Origin of the sequence: Pseudomonas sp. OST1909, assembly GCF_015277575.1 — a bacterium.
Lineage (GTDB): Bacteria > Pseudomonadota > Gammaproteobacteria > Pseudomonadales > Pseudomonadaceae > Aquipseudomonas > Aquipseudomonas synxantha_A.
In genome coordinates, this window is sequence record NZ_CP063780.1 from 2352780 (window position 1) to 2377441 (window position 24662).

Genomic DNA, 24662 nt, shown 5'->3' on the forward strand with positions numbered 1-24662 from the left:
TTGCAAGAGGATCAAGTGCAATGATTTGGGGCGTGCAACGACGATTCGCCAACCTTGGCATGGCAAAAAAACTGGGCTTGGGTTTTACCTTGGTGCTCCTTCTGACGGCCCTGATAGCGGCGATCGGTGTGTGGTCCCTGCACACCGTCGGTCAGCGCTTTGATGGCCTCAAGCAGATGTCTTCGCTCAACAGCGAGCTGCTCAAGGTGCGCGTGATCGAGCAGAACTACGCGCTGCACGCCGACCCCAAGGCGGTGGACGCCCTGCATGGCAGTGTTGACGCATTGCTGGCCCAGGCCATCAGCCTCAAGGCCCGGTCCGTCATCAACGAGCGGGTGATGAGCGATGTCGAGCAAGCTTTGCTCGCCTATCGCAAGGCGTTCGATGAGTTCGTCGAGTTGACCCAGGCCAAGGACCTGGCGCTGGAAATGGCCAGTTGGTCAGTGTCCAGCGTGGCGAATAACCTGGACGTGTTGCAAGCGGGTCTCGCGGACGATGGTGCCTATGGCCTCAAGGAGAGCCAGGGCAAGGAGGGCGCCGAGTTTATCGAGCAGGCGGGGCAGGTCAGCCAGGTGTCGCGCTTGATGCTGCAAGCCATGAACGAAGCGCGGGTGCGCCTGGACCAGAGCCGCAAGGCTGAGGCAGACGACGTTGCACAGGGCAAGATCGAGCAGGCCGACCAGGCCCTGGCCGAGGTCGAGAAGCTGAAAACCAGCGTCAAGGACGCGGGCTACCAGACCGTACTCAACGAAGTCAGCGGGCATATCGCGTCATTCAGTGAAAAACTCGGCGAGTACACCGGGCTGCTGGCCCAGGAAAAACTGGTCTACACGCAACTGCATGACCGCGCCGAGCAAGTGGTCAGCCAGGTCAATCAGGCGTACGCCGCTGAAGATCAGTCCATGCAGGCTCAGTTGCAGCACAGCACGCTGCTGATCATCGGTTCCTCCGCCTTGGCGTTGCTGGTGGGCTTGATTGCTGCGTGGCTGATTACCCGGTTGATCGTTGCGCCGTTGCGCAGTGTGATCGCCGTGGCCCAGCAGATTGCCTCGGGCGACCTGAGCGGGCGCATGGAGGTCAGCCGTCGCGATGAAATTGGCCAGTTGATGCAAGCCATGCAGCAGATGAGCAGCGGTTTGAGCCAGATGGTCAGCGGGTTGCAGGCCGGCATTGAACAGCTGGCCAGTTCCGCGCATTCGCTGTCCAGCGTTACCGAACAGACCAACCACGAGGTCAACAGCCAGAAGGAAGAAACCGAACAGGTTGCCACGGCGATGAACCAGATGACCGCCACGGTGCACGATGTGGCGCGCAATGCCGAGCAAGCGGCGCAAGCCGCACAGACGGCGGATGCCAAGGTCGACAGCGGCCAGCAGGTGGTGCGCATGAGTTTGCAGCGTATCGAATTGCTGGCGACGTCGAGCAACAGTGCCAGCGCGAGTATTGAAAGCCTCAGCGCAGAGATCCAGAACATTGGCACCGTGCTGAGCGTGATCAACAGCGTGGCCGAGCAAACCAATCTGCTGGCCTTGAACGCCGCCATCGAAGCGGCGCGCGCCGGTGAGCAGGGGCGTGGCTTTGCTGTAGTGGCCGACGAGGTACGGGCCCTGGCCAAGCGCACCCAGCAATCGACCGAGGAGATCGAACGGCTGGTCAGCACCTTGCGCAGTGCGGCGCAGTCGTCGGTGCAGCAGATCCAGCAAAGTGGCGAACTGGTGAAACTGGCGGTCGGTGATGCGCTGGAAACCGAAAGTGCCTTGGGCAGCATTGCGGCAGCCGTGTCGCTGATCCAGCAAATGAACCAGCAGATCGCCGCCGCCGCCGAAGAGCAAAGCTCGGTGGCCGAAGAGATCAATCGCAGCGTCACCAGTATCCGGGCGAGCGCCGATCATTCGGCGCTGAGTATGCAAGGCAATGCAGCATCAAGCGTCCAACTGGCGCAGTTGGGCGTGGAGCTCAAGGGGATGGTGGGGCATTTCCGCCTGTGATCGCCGCTGGGGTGCGGCGAGCAAGGCGAAGGGTGGTCAGGCGTTGTTGGCGAGGAAGGTCAGCAGCGCTTCGTTGACGAAGTCCGGGTTCTCACGGCTTGAGATATGCCCGGCCTCGGGGATCAGGATCAGGTCGCAACCAATCAGTCCGGCCATTTCCTCGGATTCGGCAGGCGGGCGGGGTTTGTCTTGCTCGCCGCACATTACCAGGGTGGTGTCGGCGTCCAGGCGCGGCAATTGCTCCAGGATATCTTCACGGCTGAAGATCAGGCGGCCCAGCGGGACGATGCTATCGAGCAGACGTTCGCGGGGGAAGCCCTGCAGGGATTTGCGAAAATCCTGATACAGCGCCGATTCACGGTCGATGCCCGGGCGAAAGAAGATCGGTGCGATCACATCCAGTAGCGGCTCGGGGATGGCGCCGGCGTCTTCGATCATCTTGAACAGCGAGAAATAATACTCGCGCGTCGCTTCGGGTTCGGCGCCGAGGTAGGTGTCCATCAGCACCACGCTGTTGATGCGCGCGGGCGCCAGCAGTGCCAGGCGCGCGCCCCACATGCCACCGACCGACAGGCCCACGAGGTTGATCTGCTCGACGTCCAGGTGATCCAGCAGCGCCAGGGCCTGGCGAGCCAGATCATCCAGGGACCGGGTTTGCGTGGGCAGCGGGCCCGACTCGCCATGACCCCACAGCTCGGGGACGATTACCCGGTATTGCTGGGACAGCGCTTCAATCTGCGGCGTCCACATGTCGCGAGCCCACAGGTAACTTGAACCAAGCAATACGACCGGGCCGCTGCCCTGGTCGACGTAGTGCAGCGGTTGTCCATCAATCACGGCAACAGGCATAGCAGGCCTCTAACTTCACGGAGTGAGGGGCACTTTTTTACGCTAGTCGTGGGCGGGGGGATAGATGCAAAGTGATGGCATCTTGTTTTGCAGGAGCGAGCTTGCTCGCGAAAACCGTCATCGATAACGCGCGCGTTCTGGTTCAACGCGGTGCGAAGGTTTTTCGCGAGCAAGCTCGCTCCTACAATTGGGCGTAGCTGTCAGTCGTAGATAGCTTTCTTTTTCCACTCGGCGTCGGCATCGACGACCTTCAAACCTTCGGTCAGCTCGTTGACTTCGTCTTCCGCCGGTTGGCTGTTGGTCAACACTGTGGAGTTGGCGCGGGCCAGTTGTGACTCCAGCAGTTGCAACTGTGCGCTGTAGAGCACCGGTTCCGGTTGTTTGCGCAAGTACTGCACGCCGCGTTCGAACGCCAGGCGCGCCTGGCCGGGCTGGCCTTGCAGCAGGGCATGTTGGCCGAGGTTGTTGAAGAACTCGATATGCAGCAGTACCAGGATATGACGGATTTCCTTGATCCAGTGCTTGGCTTCGTTGGTTGGCAGGAAACCGTCCTGGGCTGCACGGGTGACTTGGCCGTGCAGGGCTTCGAGCAAAAAGCGCACGTCCTTGGCCTTGGCTTCGGTCTGGATCGGCGCAGGTGGGTTGGCCACCGGAATCGATTCGCCCTGGGCGATCAGCGCATTCAGTTCGCTGATACGTGCCTTGATTGGCGCGCTGGACTTGTTGAGGTTCAACAGGCGCTGGTTGACGTTCAGTTCCAGGCGAGCCAGCAACAGTTTGAGCGCCGGGGTCATCAGTTGGCCGGGGAAGGTCTCGGTGATTTCACCGCAGCGACGCAGCCGATCATTAAGCTCGATCTCGGTACGCTTCTTTTCCAGCTTGTTGTTTTCCACCACGTGGTTCATGTAGCCAATGGCGATCAGTATTACGATCCCGGCTATTACCAGCAGGGTGATCATGAGTGGTGTCACCGGTGTGACCTCTTTATAGGGTTTGCTGTGGAGTGTAGTGACTGAGGCATCCGGCGGATAGGACCGATCGACCAGTTGCCCGGGTAGTTTCTTCTATATAGGTAAGCGCTTCCGAATGGGTGCACATTGCCATCATTTGCCCAGGCAGACTATAACGCCTTGTTGAACGCCAGAATATAGGCGCCAAGGCTCCAGCGGCGACAATGCCCGCACGGGCCGGCAAACCATGGCGAAGTCATTGATTTAAATAAATTTATCCTTGGGGGTTGACGACCTTTCAATCCATCCATAGAATGCGCGCCACTTACAGCGTAAAGCACACAGCGAAACGCGGTAGGGAGTGAATGTTGTACGTGTGTCCCCTTCGTCTAGTGGCCTAGGACACCGCCCTTTCACGGCGGTAACAGGGGTTCGAGTCCCCTAGGGGACGCCATATGCGGGAATAGCTCAGTTGGTAGAGCACGACCTTGCCAAGGTCGGGGTCGCGAGTTCGAGTCTCGTTTCCCGCTCCAATTTACAAGCAGTGTGGCCCTCGGGCGGCATTGAGTGAAACCAGGACCAAGTCTTCGGACGAGGCCTCTGGGCACTGAAATACACACCATGTGTTTCAGTAGCGTGTCCCCTTCGTCTAGTGGCCTAGGACACCGCCCTTTCACGGCGGTAACAGGGGTTCGAGTCCCCTAGGGGACGCCATTTGCGGGAATAGCTCAGTTGGTAGAGCACGACCTTGCCAAGGTCGGGGTCGCGAGTTCGAGTCTCGTTTCCCGCTCCATATTTAACGAAAACGCCGATCAGCAATGATCGGCGTTTTTGTTTGTGCTGAATTTGGCCCGATACGGTTTTGCCGCGTTCAAATGGCCGCATGGGCTTGCGGCCTTGGCATAAAAAACCGGGCAAACAGTTCGGACTGCGATTTTATATTGAGCTTGTTGTAGAGGTTGCGGCGGTGGACTTTGATGGTTTCAGTCGACAGCGCCAGCTTCCCGGCGATTTCCTTGTTGGAAAAACCGCTGAGCAGCAACTTCAGCACGTCTTTCTCGCGTGCTGTTATTTGTGTGTCCAACTGGGTCAGCGCCTCAGTCCATGAGGCCGGTTCGGCGAAGTTCTTTTGCGGGTCAATTTCAAAGCACATGCGTTGATGCATCATTGCCGTCACCCATGGCTTGATCATGTCCAGTAGCGTGACTTGCGCCTGGGTGAAGCGCACGTTACTGCCGAACGACATGCACAGGGTTCTGTCGGCATCGAGTTGCACGTTGTACTGCGCCTCATCGACCGAGATGTATTGCGCGAAATATTGCTGGTAGTACTCGGTTTCAAGAAAGTGTTCCGGCGCAATATCGAGCAGATGGAAGAACCCGCTCTGCGGGTTTTCCCGATTAGCGATATAAAACGGGTCCAGCAGGTAAAGACCTTTCACATACCGATGAATAAAGGCATCCACTTCTTCGCTGTCTGCCACCTCCGGCAGGCTGATCACCCGCACGGCGTGATCGCTGAAAACCAGCACAACCCAGTTGTCTATCTGCACATATTCATTCAATACGCGAATCAATGAGCTCCAGAACTCTGGTCGATCAAGCTGCATGATCAGTTTGCCAACCGATCGGTGCCAAGCCAGGTTGTGAAGGTCAAGCGACATGTTCTACCCCTTTAGGGTTAGGGATTTGCAGGCCAGGGCTAAGTACTTGTAGGTATTTACTATTCGACAACGCCCGGTATATTCACCCCGAGCTTACGATAGCCATGAAGGCGCTTCGGGTAACAGGGATAGTCATATGAGTCGATCACACTTGCGAGCTATTTTTTTAGCCTCGCTGCTTGGCGCCGCCATCAGCACGCCGGCCAGCGCCGCGCAATCTTCGGTGTATCTGTATAACTGGTTCGGGTTTCTCGAGCCGCAAACCCCGAAGGAGTTCCAGCAGGAAAGCGGGATCAAGCTGCATATGGATGCCTTCGACAGCGCCGAAACCATGCAGAGCAAAGTCATGGCCGGGCGCACCGGTTATGACCTGGTCGTGGCTACTTCCAATGTGCTGCCCGGCCTGATCAAGGCGGGGGTGTTGCAAGAGCTGGACCGCTCGCAACTGAGTAATCTGTCGCATATCGATCCCGATATCCTGTCTCTGCTGGCGGTCAATGACCCCGGCAATCGCTACGCCGTACCCTACGTCTGGGGCACCACCGGCATTGGCTACGATGTGGACAAGGTCAAGGCCGCCCTGGGTGATGACGCCCCGGTGGACAGCTGGGACCTGATCTTCAAAGAAGAAAATATCAGCAAGCTCAAGGCCTGTGGCGTGGCCATGCTCGATTCGCCCAGCGAAATCATTTCGATCGCCTTGCACTACCTGGGGCTGCCCAGCAACAGTACCAACCCTTTGGACTACCAGAAGGCCCAGGCCCTGTTGCTAAAAATCCGTCCCTACGTGCTCTATTTCGATTCCTCGCGAATCGACACCGATTTGGCTGACGGCAATATTTGCGCAGTTGTAGGCTGGGCCAATGGTGCGCTGGCTGCGCAGGCGATCAATGAAAAATCCAACAGCGGACGCAAGATTGCCTACAGCCTGCCTCGAGAAGGCGCATTGGTCTGGTCTGAAAACTGGGTACTGCTCAAAGACGCTCGACACCCCAAGGCCGCGCTGGAGTTCATTAATTACATGCTGCGCCCCCAGGTGATTGCCAAGACTTCCAACTACATGCTCTATCCCAACGCCAATAAAGATGCCACGCAGTTCGTCGAGCAGAAGTTGCGCGATAACCCGTGGATTTATCCCGATAAAAAGACCATGGCCACGCTGGTTCCGCTTGAGCCGTTGCCGTTGAAGGCGGAGCGTATTCGCACCCGGGTCTGGACCAAGGTCAAGAGCGGTACGTGAGTGTAGGCCTATTGGGCGGTTGACCCAGGGGCCGGGGAGGGCAACAGCATGCGCCAAGGCGGTGATCAGTGCTATTTGGAGTCAGACGACTACAAAGCGTACAAAGAGATTGAAGAGCAGATCGGCCTCTGCACGCCGGAACAAGCCTGGGCCATGTATTACGTCTCGACGGGCATGGTGCGAGAAAACATCACCCTGGCGGTGATGGAGCACATCGGCAGGGGGAATCGCGCCTTGTTGCTTGAATTCCCCGACCTGGTACGGGTCAGGGGCCGAGACTATGAGCCCGGAGCACTCGCGTCCAACTGGCCTTTGTTGCGCAGGCATCGTGGATAACTCCCTGCGCAGTGGATTGCGGCAGCGCAGCCAGCCGGGCCGCCGCCGACAACAACGACGTCAAAGTGACTCATCGAGGTGTCGCCAGGGTTCCCCGTCCCGGCGGATAAGCAGCGCGTCCTGGCTCATATACAGTTCGATCTCTTGCTCTATTTCCACATGACGAAGTTTGAAGTCGTGCGCTGGGGTGCTGATCGCGCCGTGTTTGTAAAGCCTGTAGTACGCCACCTCGCCTTCCAGTCGCAAACCGGCCTCTTGCTGTGCGACTTCGAAAGCTTCGTCCGGTAATTGCACCTGAAAAAACGACAGCAGCGGCCAGCGTTTTCGTTGCTCGGTGTCTGAGCCCGCACCGACTGCTTGATATGCGCGGCGCATGCCCAGGACGCGCTGATGGTACTGCTTGGTGCTGGTCTGCCCGGTCGCGGCCAGTGAGATCCGGCCATCCAGCGCGGCCTGGGTGTAGTCGCCGTATTCATAAGCCTGGTATTGAACCAGCGTGCGCCCCTCCAGTTCGATCAGTGAGGGGCCGCTACGCCCATCCCAGGCAGGCTGGTCTAGCAGGCCGATTTCGTTGTCAGTCAGCGGGATGACCGTAGCAGAGACATTGCGCGGTTCGAACGTACGGGTTGAATCAGGCGCCACCCCTGGCCAGTACGAACCCAGCGCAGCACAGATGCGTGCATCTTCCGTGAACGGGCTGGCCAACTGATAGCCACACAGCATATTGGTGAATGGGGCATCTACCAAGCCACGGCCGACTTCCCAGCCAGGCCCGAAGACCCCGCTGGCGAAATCCGGCAGCCAGGATTGTCGCTGGGCATAGGCCGCCGGATGTCCGGGGCTTGGAGTCGTGGACGTTTGGGGGTGCGAGACGATCGCAGTGGCGCCGCGGTCTTCAGCGGAAAAATAACCTCCCCTGAGCGACTGATTGATGAAAAAACGCACATCGGACAGTGGGTTGACTCGCGTGTGCCATACCTGCGGACAGGGTGGGGTAGGGCAAGGAAAAACCTGCGGGTCGCTGGACCATTGCTTGAGTTCCCGTTGTCCACACAACGGGTAAAAATCCGGTGCTCCGATAATCGAATAGGCGGCGATGCTCTGCAGTTGCAGTGCTGGACAGAGTGCGCGCACCCAGCCATCGGCCATTGCGTCCTGATAGTGCAGGGCTCGGTAGCCTCCGGCCTTGACGATGGCATCGACATCCTCACGTTGATTCAGGTCTTCAATCGAGCCGTCGTCACGCACATGATGGCGCCCATGCACCAGGCCGCCGGTGCCCGGGGGCATCATGAAGGACAGCGGACGACCTTGGTAGTGAGCCAGCTGCACCAGCCGCTCCTTGGCGTCGGGCACCAGCAAGCCAGGTGCAAAGCCATCGATATCCGCCCAATGACATAACCCCTCGGTAATGACGAAAGGTGCGTTGAGAATGTCAGGCTCTTGCCAACCGGTATTGCGAAAGCGTCTGTGGATTTGACCGATCTTTTCATTGACCTGGTGATTGACCAACTGAACGCTCAGGTCCATCCCCGCCACGCACTCATCGCCATCGAATACCTTATGCAAGGGCACCCAGAACTCAAGATCATGGTCGATGGATTGAGCATTCATCGGGCCGAACCGCTCGGGCTGACCCACATGCCGTGCCGCTATGAACGCGCCGTAGCGCGCCGGGATAACGCGCATCTGATTGGGCTGGTCCTCGACAAAGGGCAAAAAGCCCCTGCGTTGCGGGTCATACAGCGCTGGCGCCGTACCGACCCGGGCGATTCCGGTGCGGGAAAAGCACAGGTCGGCCTGGCGCCCATGCACGGTCTCGGGGCGGGGGCGGTATTCATAGGCAAACACGGCAATCGCCAGCTCTGCATCACCGGCGGCCAGTTGCAAAACCTCCATGCTGGGAGGATTGGCACCGTAGACATAATTAAGGATGTGTTCGGTTTCAGCAGGGGTAGGGAAGGCTGTGAGTGTACTGCCGTTGATTCCGAGGTTCACATTCGGCGAGGCGAATGCATGAAACAGCAGGCTGGCGGCTGGGTGCCCAGGCTCAACGCCACGTATGCCATCGGCCGAAAAGTCCTCAAAGCCGGGCTGGGTACGATCGATGAGCAGGGGTTTGGCGAGTTCATCGCGCAGGGTTGTCGAGGTTATGTCCAAGCCATGGTGCAGCAACAGATCACGCCAGCCGGTGGGAGCCAGGCGTGTGCAGGCGCGTTCGACAGCGTTGATCAGCGACATCCCGAGTGCTCCGACAGGTTCAGAGGCCAAGGTACGTTAAAGGGGGCGGTGTGGTAACTGACCGAACGGCTAGGTAAGCGGGAAAGGAACCGTTGCACCGGGCCATCACGCGTTCAGCGCCTATCTATCGCTTTCATAGCCTGGGCCAGCCGTTGTGTTGCGTGATGGATCTCATCCCGGTCCAGGGAGGCAAAGCCCAGGCGCAGGGCGTTTTCCGCTTGGTCGTCGGGTGAAAACTGACGACCGCTGCGTACCACCAGCCCATGCTCCAGGGCGGTGTGCACCAAGCGATCCACGTTCACGCTATCCTCGAAACGTACCCAGAGCGCCAAGCCACCTTCGGGCTCGCGCACCTGTATGCGCTCACCGAATGCCTGGTCCAGACATTCGCGCAACACGGTCCGGCGCGCCAGGTACTCTTTGGAGACGCGGCGCAGGTGTTTTTTCAACTCACCGTGATTGATCAAGTCCGCCAGCATGGTCTGTGCGACCGCATCGGCGTCGCCCAGCATCAGTGCGGCATTGCGCTGCAGGGCTTCAATCACCTGCGTGGGGGCCACGATGTAACTGCAACGAAACGTCGAGCCCAGCACCTTGGATAACGAGCCGATATAGATCACATGGCGCTGGGCACGGTCACTGGCCAGCGGCAGGTAAGGGCGGCCGCTGAAGTGATATTCGTGGTCGTAGTCTTCTTCGATCACGCAAAAGTCATGTTGCGCGGCCAATGCCAGCAAGTGTTGTCGACGTGCGGCATGCAGGCTCACGGTGGTGGGAAATTGGTGGTGGGGCGTGAGGTAGATCATGCGCACGTTATGCTCGCGGCATAAGCGCTCGACCTGGTCGGTGCGGCAACCTTCATCGTCGATGTCGACCGTGACCAACTGCGCGCCGAGCTTGCGGAAAATTTCCCACGCCGGCGGGTAGCTCAAACGCTCCACCAGTACCACGTCGCCAGGCTTGATCAGCAGGCTGGCGCTCAGATACAGGGACATCTGCGTGCCTTGGGTCAGGCAAATATTCTCGGCAGTCACTGTCAGCCCGCGGTTATTGCGCAGCATCTCGGCCAGGGCGCAGCGCAACTGATAGCCGGTGCCCTCACTGCCGTAGCGCACCGTGTTGGAGGCAAAGCTGTTGCGCAGCGCATGGCGATAGTAGCGATGCAAAACGGCCTGGGGCAGCAGGCGATGGTCGCTGGTGCCATTGTCGAAGAACAGCGCACTGTGCCGATGCTGAAGCGCGACCACCTGGGCGTTATGGGTGAAATACGGTACCACCGGCTGGTCCAGCAGCAGTGGGGCGAAAGACGGTTGCGCCGCACAGGGCAGGGGCTTTGGGGCCAATTGCGCATTGACGAATGTGCCACGGCGCGGCTCGCTGATCAGCCAGCCTTTGGTCATCGCTTCCTCATAAGCCAGGATCACTGTCTTGCGGTTGACGTCGAGCAGTTGTGCCATCTCTCGTGTGCCCGGCAGCAACGTCCCTGGCGGCAGGCGCCCTTCGACAATCGCGGTGACCAAGCCTTCGGCAATCTTGCGATAGGACGCCTGGCGGGTGTCTTCGTCGAGTTTGAGCAGGGGGTGCCATTTACGCAACTGGACCATCTGAAGTATCCAAATCTGGAGGTTTTAATGGTCCTAGTCTAGCGTAACAATCCAGGCCTCACTTACCCCGAGGTCTTTATGAACACACGCCATGTCATCGAACTGTCTCCCTCGGGAAAAACCTTGGAGATCGGCGACGAACTGTTGCTCGACGCCATGCTTGCCAGCGGCCTGGCTGTGCCGTTCTCGTGCCGCCGTGGTGCGTGCGGCTCGTGCAAGGTGGTGGTCGCCGCAGGTGAGTACCGGGCCAAGCGCCTGGCGCCGGATGCGCCGGCGCCGTGTTACCCCCTGGCCGCCAATGAAATGTTGCTTTGCCAGAGCCATGCCTGCACCGACATGCGCCTGGAGATTCCCGGCTGGTCCCTGGATACACCTGCGTTGGTCGTTGGCGCTCAGGTCATTGGCAAGCGCGCGCTCGGGCCCGATGTCATTGAGTTGATACTCAAGCCCGATACACTTTTGAAGGTGCGAGCTGGTCAATACCTCAAGTTCTACCTGGCAGACGGCGACACGCGTTGCTTCTCGGTTGCCAACCTGCCAGCCGAGAACGAGGGGCGTTTGGTCTTCCAGGTTCGTCGGGTGAGCGGCGGATACTTTTCCGAAGGCGTTCTGGATGGCTTGGTCGTGGGGGCGCGCATGCAATTGGAAGGACCGTTTGGCGCCTGCACCTGGCAGGACGATGACGCAGCGCCCGTCGTGCTGTTTGCCACGGGTACCGGTTACGCGGGCATCAAGCCGATCCTGTTGACCGCGCTCAAACGTAATGTCCAGGTGACGTTGTATTGGGGCGGCGCGCAGTCAACCGACTTTTATGACGGCGCCTTTCTGGATGAATCGATGCTTGAGCACCCCCGTTTTCGCTGGCACTCGGTGCGATCATCCGAGGGGCGGGTGCAGGAGGTTGCATTGAGCCACGGGCATCATTGGGAGGCGGCGCAGGTCTATGCGTGTGGTAACGGCACCATGCTTAGCCAGGTGCGTGCCCATTGCGTCGAGGCGGGGTTGCCGAGCCATCGGTTTGTCGCGGAGGCGTTTGTCGCCAGTGGCCGGTCAAGCGCGCAAACGGTGTTGCTGTCGTTCGACCCGATCTGGGAAAAAGTCGGCCCACGGTATTCCCTGGACGGCATGTTGGCGGCGCGAGAAAAATCCATACGCGCCCTGGCGGCCATCGCCAGCCGGTTGACGGTCGGCATGACCACCGGCGAAGCCCTGGAGATGGCCGCCCAGCAACTCACGGCCATGGGCGCCTCGCACACCTGGCATCCGACCTACATTCGCTTTGGCCCCGACACCATCCGGCCCTCCCGCGAGGGTGTTGATCGTCAGCGCAAACTGCGTGCCAGCGATATCGTCGTGGTCGACCTGGGTCCGGTATGGGACGGCTATGAAGGGGACTACGGCGACACGTTCATCTTCGGTGAGTTACCGCTGCATCTGGCGTGCAGGACTGCGCTGCATGAGGTGTTCGATGAGACCCGCCAAGCGTGGCTGCGTGGGCTGACCGGGCGCGAGCTCTACGACTTCGCCGAACAGAGCGCCGTGTCGAAAGGCTGGAGGCTGGCACGCAATCTGGCGGGGCATCGCCTTGCGGATTTCCCCCATGCCTTGTTCGAAAGCAAGGAGTTGGCTGACCTGGAGATCCCACCGAGCGAAATGGCCTGGGTGCTGGAGATCCAGTTGTGCCATCCCACTGAGCCAGTGGGTGGGTTCTTTGAAGACATGCTGATGTTGCAAGCCTGAAGAGCCTGCCATTGCTGCCGAGAAGTGCGCTTGTCGCGATGAACCGAGATCAACCCAGCACTGCCGATCTCCTGTGGGAGCTGTCGAGCTTCAGCGAGGCTGCGAAAACGGTGGTTCAGGCGATGAAAATGTTGCCTGTGCCGCCGCCATCGCAGCCTCGCTTGGGTTTCACATGGGTCAGAGCTTCGGCAACTGCCCGACGCGGCCCATCATTTCAGTGACGATCTGCAGGTCCAGCAGGAACTGCTCAACCGTTTTGAACTCACTGTCGGTGTGCCCGGTGTACTTCTCTTCCGGACGGGCCAGGCCAAATTGCACCCCATTGGGCAAGTCGTGCACCGAGGTTGCACCGGCCGAGGTGCCGAACTTGTGCGGCATGCCCAGGTTTTCCGTGGCGACCGCCAGCAAGGCTTTGACCCACTCACCTTCAGGGTTGCGGTACATCGGTGTATCCAGCGAATAGGCGAAGCTCACGTTGACCTTGGCTTGCTGGTTCCAGGCATTCAGTTTCTGTTCGATCTGTGCCTTGAGTGCCTCCGGGGTTTTACCCTTCGGCGCCCGCAGGTTCACCGCCAGCTTGAAGGCTTTGTCATCCAGGCCGACAAAGGTCGGCGAGGTGGTCAGCGGCCCCATGAAGTCATCGGCGAAGCCCACGCCCAATTTGCCGCCCAGGTAATCCAGGCCCCAGTTGTCGGCTGCATAACGCGCCGCATCAGTGATGTGATTGTGCTTGAGGGCAATCTTGCCGTCCACGCCGTGGATCAGTTCCAGCATACGAGCCACCGGGTTGACCCCGGTTTCGGGTTCGGAGGAGTGGGCGGATACGCCGGTGACAGTGAGTTTGACGTCCTTGCCATCGACCTTGGCGCTGACCTGGAAATTGCCGCCGTTGCGCTTGGCATAGTCATTACCGGCCTGCTGCAGGCTGGCCGCTAACTCAGCAGGCTTATCGCTGACCAGCGTGGCCACCGAAACCGATGGAATCTGGTTGGTGGCCTTGCCGCCGGTCATTGCGATGATTTCTGCGCCTGTGCCTTCACCTTTGCGCACCGGAAAGGTCGCCATAACGGTTCCCGAGCCTTTCTCTGCGATCACCACCGGGTAGCCGCCATCCAGCGCCAGGTTGTATTGCGGCACCGGGTTGCGTTCGAAGTAGTAGGGAATCGCGTCACCGGCGGTTTCTTCGGTGGTGTCCACCAGCAGCTTGAACGTACGCACCAGCGGCAGTTTTTCTTCCTTGATCACCTTCATGGCATACATCGCCACGACGATGCCGTTCTTGTCATCTTCGGTCCCACGGCCATACATGCGATCGCCGATCAGCGTGACCTTGAATGGGTCGAGCTTGGTGCCGTCTTGCAGCACCCAGTTTTCCGGCGTGACCGGCACCACATCGGCATGGGCATGTACGCCGACGACTTCATCACCGCTGCCTTCCAGGGAGATCTCGTACACACGGTTATCGACGTTACGGAAGTTCAGGTTGAAAGATTTGGCCAGGGCCTGGATCTTGTCGGCGATCTTGAGGAATTCCGGGTTTTTGTACTGTGGCAGCCCGTCTACGTTGAAGGTCGGAATCTCCACCAGTTCGCGCAAGGTTTCCAGGGCAGCCTTGCCGTACTTCACACGGGTGTAGATACCGAGCAGCCGATTGATTTCGTTCTGCTGCTCGGCGTTCAGGGTTTTGTTGTCGAGAAAGGCGCTGATAGCCGGGCCGACGTCAGCCGATTTACCCAGCTCGCCCTTGGCGAGGTTGCCGAGGAAACTGCGGAAATCGGTGACCGATGTCTCGCTGAAGCTCTTCACAATCGCCGCGCTTTGGTCTGCGCTGATGTTGGCGAAAGCGGGGGTGGAGAGGGCCGAAAGGCTAGCCGCGAACAGGGTGGCAACGGCCAATTGCTTGAGTGGAAAGTGCATTGTTTAAGGCATTCCTTTGCAGGTAGTGAGTAGGGTGTTTCTGACAGGTAAGTCGGAAACATTTCCACACACTACCACTACTCAGGTGCCCAAGGTCAATGCTGGCCAGGATGGGGCTCAGGGTATTCATCCGTCACGCTCAAGGCTCTGGCGTAGGGCCCGTCCCACAGTTGCTCATGCAATTGCCCTACACGGCTGGCCATCGCTTCACTGCGCATCACCACCTCCAGATTGCGCGAGTTATCCAGGTAACCGCCCAACCAGTTGCTGGTGCCGATCCACGCCACTTGCCCGTCGATCTCCATGGTCTTGCTGTGGATCACTCGCGCATAAGGGATAAAGCCTTGCCTGGCTTCGGGCAGGGTGACGATCTTGATTTCGACGTTGGGCAATACCGCCAGGCTCTTGAGGTAGGGCAGTTCCAGCTTGTCGGTGTTCCAGTTGGACACCATCAGTTTGATCGACACCCCGCGGGCAGCAGCGGCACGCACGGCGTTGTCGATCACCGCGTAGTACGGGCGGGTTCGATCAGGCCCGTAGGACAGTGGCGCGTAATCGAGCAATTGCACACGCACTTCTTTTTTGGCTTCGCTTAGCAGGCGTGGCAGTTCCAGCTGTGAGTCGCCTACGCCTGGCGGGTTGTAGCGTTGCGGGCTGGCCACCAGGTAGTTGCCGGTGCGTGCGGGCGCCTGGCCGGTGGCCGGCAGCGGCACCGGTTGTTTATCGGCGAGCGCGGCCTGGGCTTGCCAGTCTTGATCGAAGATCGCCTGCACCTGGCCTACGATGGCTGCGTCACTGATACGCAGCCCGGTTTCGTGGATATGTTCCAGGGAGCGCCAGTCGAAATTCTGGCTGCCGATAAACGCCTGCTTGCCATCCACCAGCAGGTATTTGGCATGGATGATGCCGCCGCTCAGTTGCCCGTAGGGCAGCACCCGCAAGGTCAGGTTGGGGATCGCACGCAGGCGTTCCAGGGTGGCAGCTTCTGACAGCCTGATGCCTTTTTCTTCCAGCAAAAAACGAATTTTCACGCCGCGCTTGCCGGCAGCCTCAAGGCGTTCGATGACCGTGTCCATCACCGAGCCGGGATGGTCGACGGCGTAGAACTGGCCGATATCAATGCGGCTCTTCGCACTGTCGAACAGCTCGATCCATACCGGGCCGGTCTGGCGCAGATCGGCGGTGCCCAGGGCGGTATCCACCGGCACGGTGTGCACCAGCTCAAACCCCGGAATGGAAAAGTCCGCCTGGGCCAGCGGGCTGAACAACACGCCGGCGAGGCTGGCGATACGCAACTTCATCGAAAGGGACATAGGCGTCTCATCGGACAAAACAAAGGGGCGGGCGTATTACGCGCCCGCCCGACGGGTCACGCTGTGCGGCTGTGCAGGGAGGTCGGTACAAGGTGCGGCACTTCGCCTTGTACGCGGGCTCCGCTGGCCGCGCGGATCAACAGGATCTTCAACTGGTCGTTGATGCGTTCCAGGCTGTCCTGGAAAAAGTTGTGGAACACCACGCAGAACAGCGCGATGGCGATACCCAGGCCGGTGGCGAACAAGGCCGTGCCGATACCACCGGAAATCTGCCCTGGGTCGGAAACACCCGCCGTGGCCAGTGCCTTGAAGGTGTCGATAATGCCGAGGATGGTACCCAGCAAACCCAGCAGCGGGGCGGCGGTGGTAATGGTCTCGATGATCCACAGGCTGCGGGCCAGCGGGGCACGGGTCTTGAGGTATTGGGTGTCGATTTCGTCGTCCAGGTCCTTGCGTGAACCGTTGGAGGCTTTCTGCGCCAGCACCGGCAGGATCATGTTCAGCGGCAGGCTGTCGCGACGGCTCAGGTTTTCCGGCAGGTCACGCTCGCTGTGCACGGGGGCGTCGAGGGCGTCGATCAACGCCCGAGCCTGGCGGCGCACGTAGGCAAAGTAGATGCCGCGTTCGATGGCGATGAAGATCGCAATGGCCATCGCCGCGTACATCACATAGAAGGTGACGTCGTGGAGCAGGTTCATATCCATGCTGGTGTTCCTCTTGGGTCAGTCTTAGAAATTCGCTTCCAGCGAAACCGTTACGGTGCGGTCCAGGCCAACGATGTAGGCCGGGTCGCCATCGCGAAAACCGCTATAGCTGGCCGCGTTGGTCTTGGTGGTGTACACGCCGTCCAGGTACTTCTTGTCGAACAGGTTGTCGACGTTCAGGCGCAGGGTCGCGTCCTTGACGACTTTCTTGTCCACCGGCAGGTAGATACCGGCGCCAAGGTTGAACACGGTGCGTCCGGAAATGGCTTCGTCGTTGGTCAGGTCGCCATAGAGCTTGCTGGTGTACTTGCCGCCGAAGGTGCCGTAGAAGCGCCCGTCGTCGTAACCAACGTTGGCCGCCAGCATGTTCTTGGGCACGTTGGCGAACTGCTTGCCGCTGGTGGGCAGCACGATGGGCTTGCCGGCGTTGTAGACGGTCATGTCGTCTTGCTGCTCGGCCTTGGTGTAGGTGTAGGAGGTGTAGTAGTTGAAGTGGTGGGGCAGTTGGCCGCTCCATTCCAGCTCCAGGCCTTTGTTGGTCACGGCACCGACGTTGATGTCGGCGGCGTCGCCGTTGATGTCTTTGGATGAGACCTGGCGGTTCTTGAAGTCCATGTAGAACAGGGTGGCGGCCAGGGTCATGTCGTCGCCGCTGTAGCGCCAGCCCAGTTCATGGTTCCAGCTGGTTTCCGGCTCGAGGTTGATCGAATCAACGCCCTTGTCGTAGAGCGCATAGTTCTGCGGTACGCGCATGTTTCGCGACAGGCTGTAGAACAGTTGGTCGCGCTCGTCCAGTTGGTATTTGAGGCCGACATTGGGCAGCAGTTTGTTATAGGTCTGGTTGCGTTTTTCCGGACGCTCGTTGAGGCTGCCGTGGTTGGTACCGTCCCGCTCGACGTTCATGTAGGCAAGGCCGGCGATGAAGGTCCAGTCCGGGTTGATGTACCAGGTGTCCTGGGCCCAGACCTTTTGCGCCGGGGTCACGGTGAAGCGGTCGCGCCCCTGGACCTGATTGCCGTTGGCATCGACGATGGCGCTGTTGGAATCCGGCCAGGTGTCCACCGGCTTGCCGTTGCTCTTTAGGGGAATGAACGGCTGGGTCTGGCTCTGGCGTGCGCGCTCGTACCAGTAGCCGAATTGCAGGCTGTGGTCGCCCAGGTCCCAGGTCAGTTTGGTGGTGATGCCCGGCCGCCAGGTTTGCGTGCGAGAAGGGCGGTAGTACACGCCGCTGTTCGGTGTGCCATCGGCGTTGTACTGGGCGGCGGTGGGTAGGTTGCCGAGGTCGAACACGCCACCCTGGTTGGAGCCACGGTTGAGTGCGTAGGCGGACGAGCCGACGCCGCTGCCGTTGCCCCAGTAGTAATACGGGATCACCGACAGCGCCAGGTTGTCGGCCAGTTTGAACTGGGTGTTGAGCACGGCGGTGAAGGTCTGGAACGGGTTCTGCGCCAGGGCGTAGTAGCTGTTGTATTTGCCGTTGCTGCCCACGCTCGGCGTGGCCGGGTAGGGATCGTACTTGCGGCCGTTCTGCTGGAACTGCGCCTTGGTCAACTGGCTATAACTGTTGTTGTCCTGCTCGTGGTACTTGAGGATCAGGTTGGCGGTGTTGCCGTTGCCGGCGTCGAAGAAGCTGTTCCACTCCACCTTGTCTGCACGCACCGCGCCTGAGCCACGCCACATTTCCCCTTCGGTATGGGACACCGACAACCAGTTGCTAAGACCGTTGATTTCACCGGTATTGAGGCGGGCGAAGGTCTTGCGCGTGGCGTTGCTGCCGACCACCTGTTTGACGAACGCGCCGGTTTCCTTGGTCGGGCGAATGGTCACGATGCCGATGTTGCCGCCGCTGGAACCGATGTGCGGGCCATCGGCCTCCGACGCGCCCTGGGTGACGAAGATCTGGTCGATGTTTTCCGGGTCGCCCAGCAGGTTGGAGTACAGCGCGTAGTTACCGGAGTCGTTGATCGGCATGCCGTCCACCGACATGCCCACCTGGTCGGAGTTCATGCCGCGCATGGTGAAGCGAAAACCCGAGAGGCCGGTGTTGTCTTCACTGGAGATGTTCAAGCCCGGGGTGTACTTGAGCTTATCGATGGCATTGCCCGTTGCTGCCTGCTTGTCCAGTGCTTCCTTGGTCACCGTGGAGCGGCCCTTGATGCTTTCTTCCGGGACCATGTAACCGCCCCCTGCGCTCGCCTTGCCTTGTACCCCAATGGTGCCGACATCACTGTCGCTGGTCTCTGCCATGACCAGTCCCTGGCTCATGCTGGTCGCGGCAACGAGTGCCAGATGAATGCGGGTGAACTTCATCACTGTCGTCCTGATGTCGGGTGCTTATTGCACGCTGTAGTTGAAGGTGGCGGTGAAGCGCTGCTCATTGCGGCCCCCGAAGGCTTGTTCGGGGAACGGCTTGACTTGCTTGATGCGACGCAAGCTGTTGGTGGCGGCCCGGTTGAGCAACATGCTTGAGGCCTGAGTCTGCAAGCCGGAATCGAGCACACGGCCCTGGCGGTCCACCAGCAACCACACCACCACCTCGCCGCTGGGGCGTTCGAGCGACGCCTGGCGCCCGGTGGGGTACTGCTTGTAGGTGTCCAACTCGTTGCGTAAGCCTTTGAGGTAACCGCCTTCCAGGGCCTGGCCATCGACCTTCGGTGGCGCCGGTGGGGCGGGCGTCGGTGCCGTTTGGGCGACGGCGGCCGGGGCTGGCTTGGCGGCCACCGGTGGCGGCGTTGGCGCGGGCTTGGCGACCACGGGCGCCGGCTTGGGCACAGGTTTTGGCTTAGGTTTGGGTTTGGGTTCGGGTTTAGGCAGCGGCTTGGGCGGTGGCGGTGGCGCCGGCGCGGCCTCTTCCTCTTCTATTACCGGCGGTGGCGGTTCTTGTTCCACCACCGGTTCCGGTATGACTTCCGGTTCCGGCTCGACCAAGGCCAATTCGACCGCCGACTCGTCATACACCGGCTCGACCTTCAAGGTCTGGGACTGGATACCCAGTGCAATCAGCACCAGGGCGATCAGGGCCGGGACACTGCCCAGCAGCTGACGCGCACGAAACAGAACGTACATGATCAAGACTTACGCGTAGCAATGGACACGGAGGTGAAGCCACCCAGGCGCAGGGTGTCCATCACTTCCACCAGGCGCGAAACCTCTACGCCTTTGTCGCTGTTGACGATGATCGTCGACTTGGTGTCGGGCTTCTCGGCCGCCTTCAAGGCCGGCACCAGGGCATCCACCGTCAGGTCCTTGCCGTCCAGTTGCAACTGGCCTTCCAGGCCCAGGGTGAGGATGAATTTGTTTTGCGGTTTGAGCTGCTGCGAGCTGCTGGCGCTGGGCAATTGGGTCTTCATGCCGAGCGCGGGAATCACGTTCAGGCTCACCAGTACGAAAAACACCAGCAGGAACATCATCACGTCGATCATCGGGATCAGTTCGATGTGCGCCTTGCGTTTCTTGGGTTCGTCCCAGGTTCTCATTCCGTTACCCCGTTATTGAATTAGGGGCAACACGCTAGCAAGCAAAAATGACCGAATGGTTAACTTTAATTGACGGTTTAAAGGCTCTAGGACGGGTCTTTCAGAAAACTTACCGGTCAGTTTCGGCACGTAATGAAACTGACACTCGGGGCGTACATGCTTGAGAAATTTATCTTGAGAACCAGCGTCCATGGACACAGCATTGCCTCAATTGACTACCCCGCGGATGCTGTTGCGAGCATTGGAAATGCACCAGGCCCAGTTGCTTTTCACGCTCGCCAACGGCCCGAAAATTGCTGACAACACGGCAAATATTCCATCGCCCTACACTCTGGAAACCGCCGAGGATTTTATTGCAGGGATTGCCGATAAATACCGCACTGGTGAACTGCTGAACCTGGGGATGCATGTGCTGGGCACACACGAGTTGATTGGCATGGTCAGCCTGCGCATCAATGCTCGGCATCACTATGGGCACTTGGGTGGCTGGGTGGCGGCGCACTGCCGTAACCAGGGGTATGCGGCAGAAGCGGCAAGCGCGGTGATGGACTTCGGCTTCGGCGAGCTGGGGTTGCAGCGCGTGGGCAGCCAGTGCTTTGGTCGCAACAAGGAATCGGCGCGGGTCATGGAAAAGATCGGCCTGCGCTATGAAGGCTGCATGCGCCAGGCGTTTCTAAAGAACGGCGTGTATGAGGATTTGCTCGGGTTTGCCACCGTACGTGACGACTGGGAGCGCTGTCTGTGAGCGGCGGGGTAGACCACGACCGGCGCCGGATACTTGGCGGGCTGGCGGTCGCTACCGCGTTTTCGATCCTCAGCCCGTTTGCGCGCAGTGCCGGGGTGGATTATCCGTTCACCCTCGGCGTGGCTTCCGGCGACCCGTTGCCGGATGGCTTTGTGATATGGACGCGCCTGGCGCCGTTGTTCAACGCCGCGGATGGCCGTGGCGGCCTGAGTCGCTCAGTGCCAGTGCGTTGGCGGGTGGCCAGCGATGCGGCGATGACGCGTATTGTGAGGCAGGGGGAGGTGCTGGCGACGCAGCGTTTCGCTCACGCAGTGCATGTCGAAGTGGCAGGGCTGGCGGCGGACCGACCCTATTGGTACCAGTTTGAAGGGCTTGGTGCGCAGAGCGCGGTGGGCCAGTCGCGCACGACGCCAGCGCCGCACGCCATGGCCTCGGCCCGGTTGGGGTTTGTCTCTTGTTCGCACTGGGAACGCGGCTATTTCAGCGCCTACCGACACCTCGCCGCGGAGCAGCCCGACCTGGTGTTTTTCCTCGGCGACTATATTTACGACAGCTCCTACGCGGCGGATTCTGGCAAGGTTTTTCGTTCTCACGGCAGTGGCAATGCGCGAAGCCTGAGCGACTATCGCAACCGCTACGCGTTGTACAAGACCGATCCGGACCTGCAAGCCCTGCACGCCGCCGCACCCAGCGTGGCGACCTGGGACGATCATGAAGTGCAGAATGACTATGCCAACCGCTGGTCCCAGGATCCCAAGGTTGCGGTGGCGCAGTTTCTCCAGCAACGGGCGGCGGCTTACCAGGCGTTTTACGAACACATGCCCTTGCGCGCCAGTAGCGTGCCCAAGGGCGCGGACATGCGTATTTATCGACGTCTGGACTACGGCCGGCTTGTACGTTTCCATGTGCTCGACGGGCGTCAGTACCGTTCCGAGCAACCGTGCATCGCAGCCAATGGCAGCCACCAGGGGCATGTTGTCACCACCCCTTGCAGCAACTTGCGCGACCCCGCCCGCACGTTGCTCGGCTGGCAACAAGAAGCCTGGCTGGACCAGGGTTTTGCCCAGTCGAAGGCGCAATGGAATGTGATCGCCCAGGATTTGCTGGTGGCGCCGCTGATCCAGCGCGATCTCACCAACCACAAGCCGGGGCGCTGGACCGATGGGTGGGATGGCTACATGGCTAACCGCTCACGGATGCTGGCGTCGATTGTGCGCAATCGCGTGAAGAACCCGGTGTTCTGGGGCGGGGACATTCATTCGTTCTGGGCCACTGACCTGCATGCGAACGCCGACAACCCGGACTCGGCGGTGGTTGCCACCGAGTTCGTTGGTTCGTCGGTGACCTCCGACGGCCCGCCCTATGACGCGTTCATGAAGATCATGCCGCTTAACCCCCATGTGAAGTTCTTCGACAGCCGCCAGCGTGGGTATGTGTCGGTGGAGTTGGCGGCCGACAGCATGTTGACGAATTTTCGGGCGATCAGTGACCCGCGTGACCCGGCGGCGACGGTGTCGACGTTGAAGTCGTTCGTGGTCGAGCCGGGCAGGGCTGGAGCGATTGCCGTCTAGCCTATTTCTCTGTGGCGCATCGGTCCACTGTGGGAGGGGGCTTGCTCCCGATAACGGTGGATCAGTTACAGGTAAGCTGACTGACACCCCGCTATCGGGAGCAAGCCCCCTCCCACATTAGTTTCAATTTCATAGCGCACCGACAATGCGCCCTTTTTCTCCGATAGCGCCAGGATCGTCACCTGGCCCAGCTCGCTCAACGCTTGCACATGAGTGCCGCCACAGGCGTAAGCCGGCAATTCACCGAAGCCGACTTCGCGGGTGCCTTCATCCAGCGTCATATGCCGTGGATAGTCAGCGGCGATCCACTGGTTGACCCATTGCTGGAGCGTTTGCGCATCCATGTCTTGCGCGCTTTGGCCACGGATAAAGGTGATCTTGCCTTCGCCTGGCCAGTGGTGGGCCTTGATCGGCATCCAGCCCAGACGTTCGCCGGCGTTGCCGATCAAATGGCCCGCCGAATGCAGGCGGCTGTGCAAGGCGCGACGCTGTGCGTCGACTCGTGCAATGGCCGGTCCAGGTTCCAGAGGTCTGTCGACGTAATGCACCACCTGTTCGGCTTCCTGCACGACCCGCAGTACCTGGCTATCGCCGAGCCAGCCGGTGTCGAACGGCTGGCCGCCGCCTTGGGGATGAAAAATCGTCGACTGCGCAATCACGGCGAATTGCTCTTCATGCGGGGTGCAACTGAGCACTTCCAGCTCGGCTGTCAGGTGGTCATGGGTAAAAAACAGGCGCTCGGTCATGGTCTACATCCGCATCAGGGTTCTGTGGGCAGTATAAATAGTGCGCAGATGAGTGATAATCCGCTCAATTATCAATGGACCTGTGCGTCATGAGCATCAATCTTCCTTTGCCGTTGTTGGGTGAAATGGCGATTTTCGTCAAGGTCGTGGAAGCCGGCAGCTTCTCTGAAGCGGCGCGGCAACTGAGCGTTTCACCTTCGGCTGTAAGCCGCAGCATTTCACGCCTGGAGCAGGCCCTGGCCACGCGCTTGCTGCAACGCACCACGCGCAAATTGCGCCTGAGCGAGGGCGGTGAAGAGGTGTTCAAGCGTTGCCAGGAGATGGTCAACGCGGCGCGCTCTGTGATGGAAATCAGTGGCCAGTTCAACCATGAAGCCGAGGGCCTGGTGCGGGTCAGCGTGCCCAAGGCCGTGGGGCGGTTCGTGGTGCATCCGCATATGCCGGAATTTCTGCGGCGCTACCCCAAGGTGGATGTGCAATTGATCCTTGAAGATCGGCATGTGGATCTGATCGACGACAATGTCGACTTGAGCATTCGTATCACTGACAGTCCACCTCCCGGCCTGGTCGGGCGCCAGCTATTGCCCATCGAACACCTGCTGTGCGCGACGCCGCAGTACCTGGCCGAGCATGGCACCCCATGCCATCCCCACGATTTGCTTGAACACAGTTGCATCTACCTGGGGGAAACCCCGGGCGATTCGCGTTGGAAATTTCGCCAGGCCGGCAAGGCGGTGACGGTTGGCGTACGCGGGCGTTATGCAGCGAACCACACTGGGGTGCGGTTGGATGCGGTATTGCAGCATGTGGGGATTGGCAGCTTGCCGTATTTCACGGCGCGGCATGCCATGGAGGCGGGGCAGTTGGTGCAGGTGTTGCCGGGGTGGGATTTTATTGCCTCGTACCATGGCGAGGCGTGGTTGCTGCATTCGCCGACGCGGTACCTGCCGCCGAAGTTGCGGGTCTTTATCGATTATCTGGTGGAATGCATGGCCAAGGAGCCAAAGCTAAATGTGGGAGGGGCTTGCCCCCGGTAGCGCTCTGTCAGTCACCCTTACGTTGACTGACCCACTGCTATCGGGGGCAAGCCCCCTCCCACATTTGAATCTCAGTGCTTGAAAAGTCAGTGCTTGCTCTGGTCCTGGGGCATGGCCAGCAGTTGCTTTTCCTGGTTCCAGTCGAACGGTTCGTCGTTCTGTTCGGCCTCATAGCGACGTTCTTCCAGGGCCTGGTACAGGTCCAGTTCTTCGTCGGGCATGAAGTGCAGGCAGTCGCCGCCAAAGAACCACAGCAGGTCGCGTGGCACCAAGTGTGCGATTTGCGGGTAGCGCAGGATGACCTGGCTCATCAGGTCCTGGCCCAGGTACTGGCTTTCGATCGGATCGATCGGCAACAGGGCGCGCAGTTCGTCGAAACGCTCCAGGAACAGCGAGTGGCTTTCCTCGGGTACCTGTTCGGCTTCGCCGACGGCAACCAGGATGCTGCGCAAGTGGTCGAGCAAGACGAGATGATCGGCAACGACGTTGGACACGAGATAAGTCCTCTAAAGCAAAAACGGGCGCGAGAGTATATGCCTCTC

General features: G+C 59.9%; 20 protein-coding genes and 4 tRNA genes. 11 read left to right on the top strand and 13 right to left on the bottom strand.

The features are described from left to right. The first annotated feature begins 20 nt into the window (after positions 1-20). Positions 21-1988, top strand: a complete 1968-nt coding sequence (locus tag IH404_RS10380) for a methyl-accepting chemotaxis protein (protein ID WP_122733733.1) — start codon at positions 21-23, stop codon at positions 1986-1988. 36 nt (positions 1989-2024) lie between these two features. On the opposite strand, the gene IH404_RS10385 is transcribed toward IH404_RS10380, so the two are convergent. After that, positions 2025-2837: an alpha/beta hydrolase gene (locus IH404_RS10385; protein WP_122733732.1), complete on the bottom strand. Its 813-nt coding sequence runs from the start codon at positions 2835-2837 to the stop codon at positions 2025-2027. 200 nt (positions 2838-3037) lie between these two features. Then, a complete protein-coding gene (locus IH404_RS10390) occupies positions 3038-3796 on the bottom strand; it encodes a hypothetical protein (RefSeq protein ID WP_005786648.1) in 759 nt (252 codons plus the stop codon). A 369-nt stretch (positions 3797-4165) separates the two neighbouring features. On the opposite strand from IH404_RS10390, the gene IH404_RS10395 reads away from it, so the two are divergent. The 4 genes from IH404_RS10395 (at position 4166) to IH404_RS10410 (ending at position 4580) form a co-directional block, all read left to right on the top strand. Continuing rightward, a tRNA-Glu gene (locus IH404_RS10395) sits at positions 4166-4241 on the top strand. 3 nt (positions 4242-4244) lie between these two features. Continuing rightward, positions 4245-4320, top strand: a tRNA-Gly gene (locus tag IH404_RS10400). Between the two features lie 105 nt (positions 4321-4425). Next, positions 4426-4501 (top strand) — tRNA-Glu (locus IH404_RS10405). A 3-nt stretch (positions 4502-4504) separates the two neighbouring features. Next, positions 4505-4580 (top strand) — tRNA-Gly (locus IH404_RS10410). A 78-nt stretch (positions 4581-4658) separates the two neighbouring features. On the opposite strand, the gene IH404_RS10415 is transcribed toward IH404_RS10410, so the two are convergent. Beyond that, complete coding sequence (locus IH404_RS10415; protein ID WP_194440373.1) at positions 4659-5450, bottom strand: helix-turn-helix transcriptional regulator; 792 nt, start codon at positions 5448-5450, stop codon at positions 4659-4661. Positions 5451-5586: 136 nt separating this feature from the next. On the opposite strand from IH404_RS10415, the gene IH404_RS10420 reads away from it, so the two are divergent. Next, positions 5587-6690: a polyamine ABC transporter substrate-binding protein gene (locus IH404_RS10420; RefSeq protein WP_005786653.1), complete on the top strand. Its 1104-nt coding sequence runs from the start codon at positions 5587-5589 to the stop codon at positions 6688-6690. A gap of 48 nt (positions 6691-6738) precedes the next feature. Then, complete coding sequence (locus IH404_RS10425; protein ID WP_005786654.1) at positions 6739-7026, top strand: hypothetical protein; 288 nt, start codon at positions 6739-6741, stop codon at positions 7024-7026. A 60-nt stretch (positions 7027-7086) separates the two neighbouring features. Here IH404_RS10425 and IH404_RS10430 read toward each other — a convergent pair whose 3' ends face one another. After that, a complete protein-coding gene (locus tag IH404_RS10430) occupies positions 7087-9267 on the bottom strand; it encodes a hypothetical protein (protein WP_194440374.1) in 2181 nt (726 codons plus the stop codon). 113 nt (positions 9268-9380) lie between these two features. Continuing rightward, complete coding sequence (locus tag IH404_RS10435; protein WP_005786658.1) at positions 9381-10871, bottom strand: PLP-dependent aminotransferase family protein; 1491 nt, start codon at positions 10869-10871, stop codon at positions 9381-9383. A gap of 78 nt (positions 10872-10949) precedes the next feature. Here IH404_RS10435 and IH404_RS10440 point away from each other — a divergent pair, with 78 nt between their 5' ends. Further along, positions 10950-12611, top strand: a complete 1662-nt coding sequence (locus tag IH404_RS10440; protein WP_194440375.1) for a M24 family metallopeptidase — start codon at positions 10950-10952, stop codon at positions 12609-12611. A 177-nt stretch (positions 12612-12788) separates the two neighbouring features. Here the strand turns inward: IH404_RS10440 and IH404_RS10445 are convergent, their stop codons facing one another. From IH404_RS10445 to IH404_RS10470, 6 genes are all read right to left on the bottom strand, one after another. Then, positions 12789-14528, bottom strand: a complete 1740-nt coding sequence (locus tag IH404_RS10445) for a dipeptidase (protein WP_194440376.1) — start codon at positions 14526-14528, stop codon at positions 12789-12791. 95 nt (positions 14529-14623) lie between these two features. After that, positions 14624-15841: a phospholipase D-like domain-containing protein gene (locus IH404_RS10450; protein ID WP_194440377.1), complete on the bottom strand. Its 1218-nt coding sequence runs from the start codon at positions 15839-15841 to the stop codon at positions 14624-14626. A 56-nt stretch (positions 15842-15897) separates the two neighbouring features. Beyond that, the gene (locus IH404_RS10455; RefSeq protein WP_194440378.1) at positions 15898-16545 is read right to left on the bottom strand and encodes a MotA/TolQ/ExbB proton channel family protein; all 648 of its coding nucleotides are present in this window, start codon (positions 16543-16545) and stop codon (positions 15898-15900) included. Between the two features lie 24 nt (positions 16546-16569). Continuing rightward, entirely contained in the window at positions 16570-18855 is a 2286-nt protein-coding gene (locus IH404_RS10460; RefSeq protein WP_194440379.1) for a TonB-dependent receptor, read from the bottom strand. A gap of 24 nt (positions 18856-18879) precedes the next feature. Continuing rightward, positions 18880-19611: an energy transducer TonB gene (locus IH404_RS10465; protein WP_005786668.1), complete on the bottom strand. Its 732-nt coding sequence runs from the start codon at positions 19609-19611 to the stop codon at positions 18880-18882. Between the two features lie 2 nt (positions 19612-19613). Continuing rightward, positions 19614-20021 (bottom strand): biopolymer transporter ExbD, encoded by a 408-nt coding sequence (locus IH404_RS10470; RefSeq protein WP_005786670.1) that lies wholly within the window; start codon positions 20019-20021, stop codon positions 19614-19616. 190 nt (positions 20022-20211) lie between these two features. Between IH404_RS10470 and IH404_RS10475 the strand changes: the two genes are divergently transcribed. After that, complete coding sequence (locus IH404_RS10475) at positions 20212-20766, top strand: GNAT family protein (protein ID WP_005786672.1); 555 nt, start codon at positions 20212-20214, stop codon at positions 20764-20766. Further along, positions 20763-22337, top strand: coding sequence for an alkaline phosphatase D family protein (locus tag IH404_RS10480; protein WP_194440380.1), 1575 nt, complete (start codon positions 20763-20765; stop codon positions 22335-22337). The genes IH404_RS10475 and IH404_RS10480 overlap by 4 nt, the downstream gene beginning before the upstream one ends. Positions 22338-22402: 65 nt before the next feature. Here IH404_RS10480 and IH404_RS10485 read toward each other — a convergent pair whose 3' ends face one another. Next, positions 22403-23083 carry an alanyl-tRNA editing protein gene (locus tag IH404_RS10485; protein ID WP_194440381.1) on the bottom strand — a complete coding sequence of 227 codons (681 nt, stop codon included), beginning with the start codon at positions 23081-23083 and terminating at the stop codon, positions 22403-22405. An 89-nt stretch (positions 23084-23172) separates the two neighbouring features. On the opposite strand from IH404_RS10485, the gene IH404_RS10490 reads away from it, so the two are divergent. Next, positions 23173-24120, top strand: a complete 948-nt coding sequence (locus IH404_RS10490) for a LysR family transcriptional regulator (RefSeq protein WP_194440382.1) — start codon at positions 23173-23175, stop codon at positions 24118-24120. An 86-nt stretch (positions 24121-24206) separates the two neighbouring features. Here IH404_RS10490 and IH404_RS10495 read toward each other — a convergent pair whose 3' ends face one another. Further along, positions 24207-24614, bottom strand: coding sequence for a PA2817 family protein (locus tag IH404_RS10495; protein WP_003190109.1), 408 nt, complete (start codon positions 24612-24614; stop codon positions 24207-24209). Positions 24615-24662 lie beyond the last annotated feature (48 nt).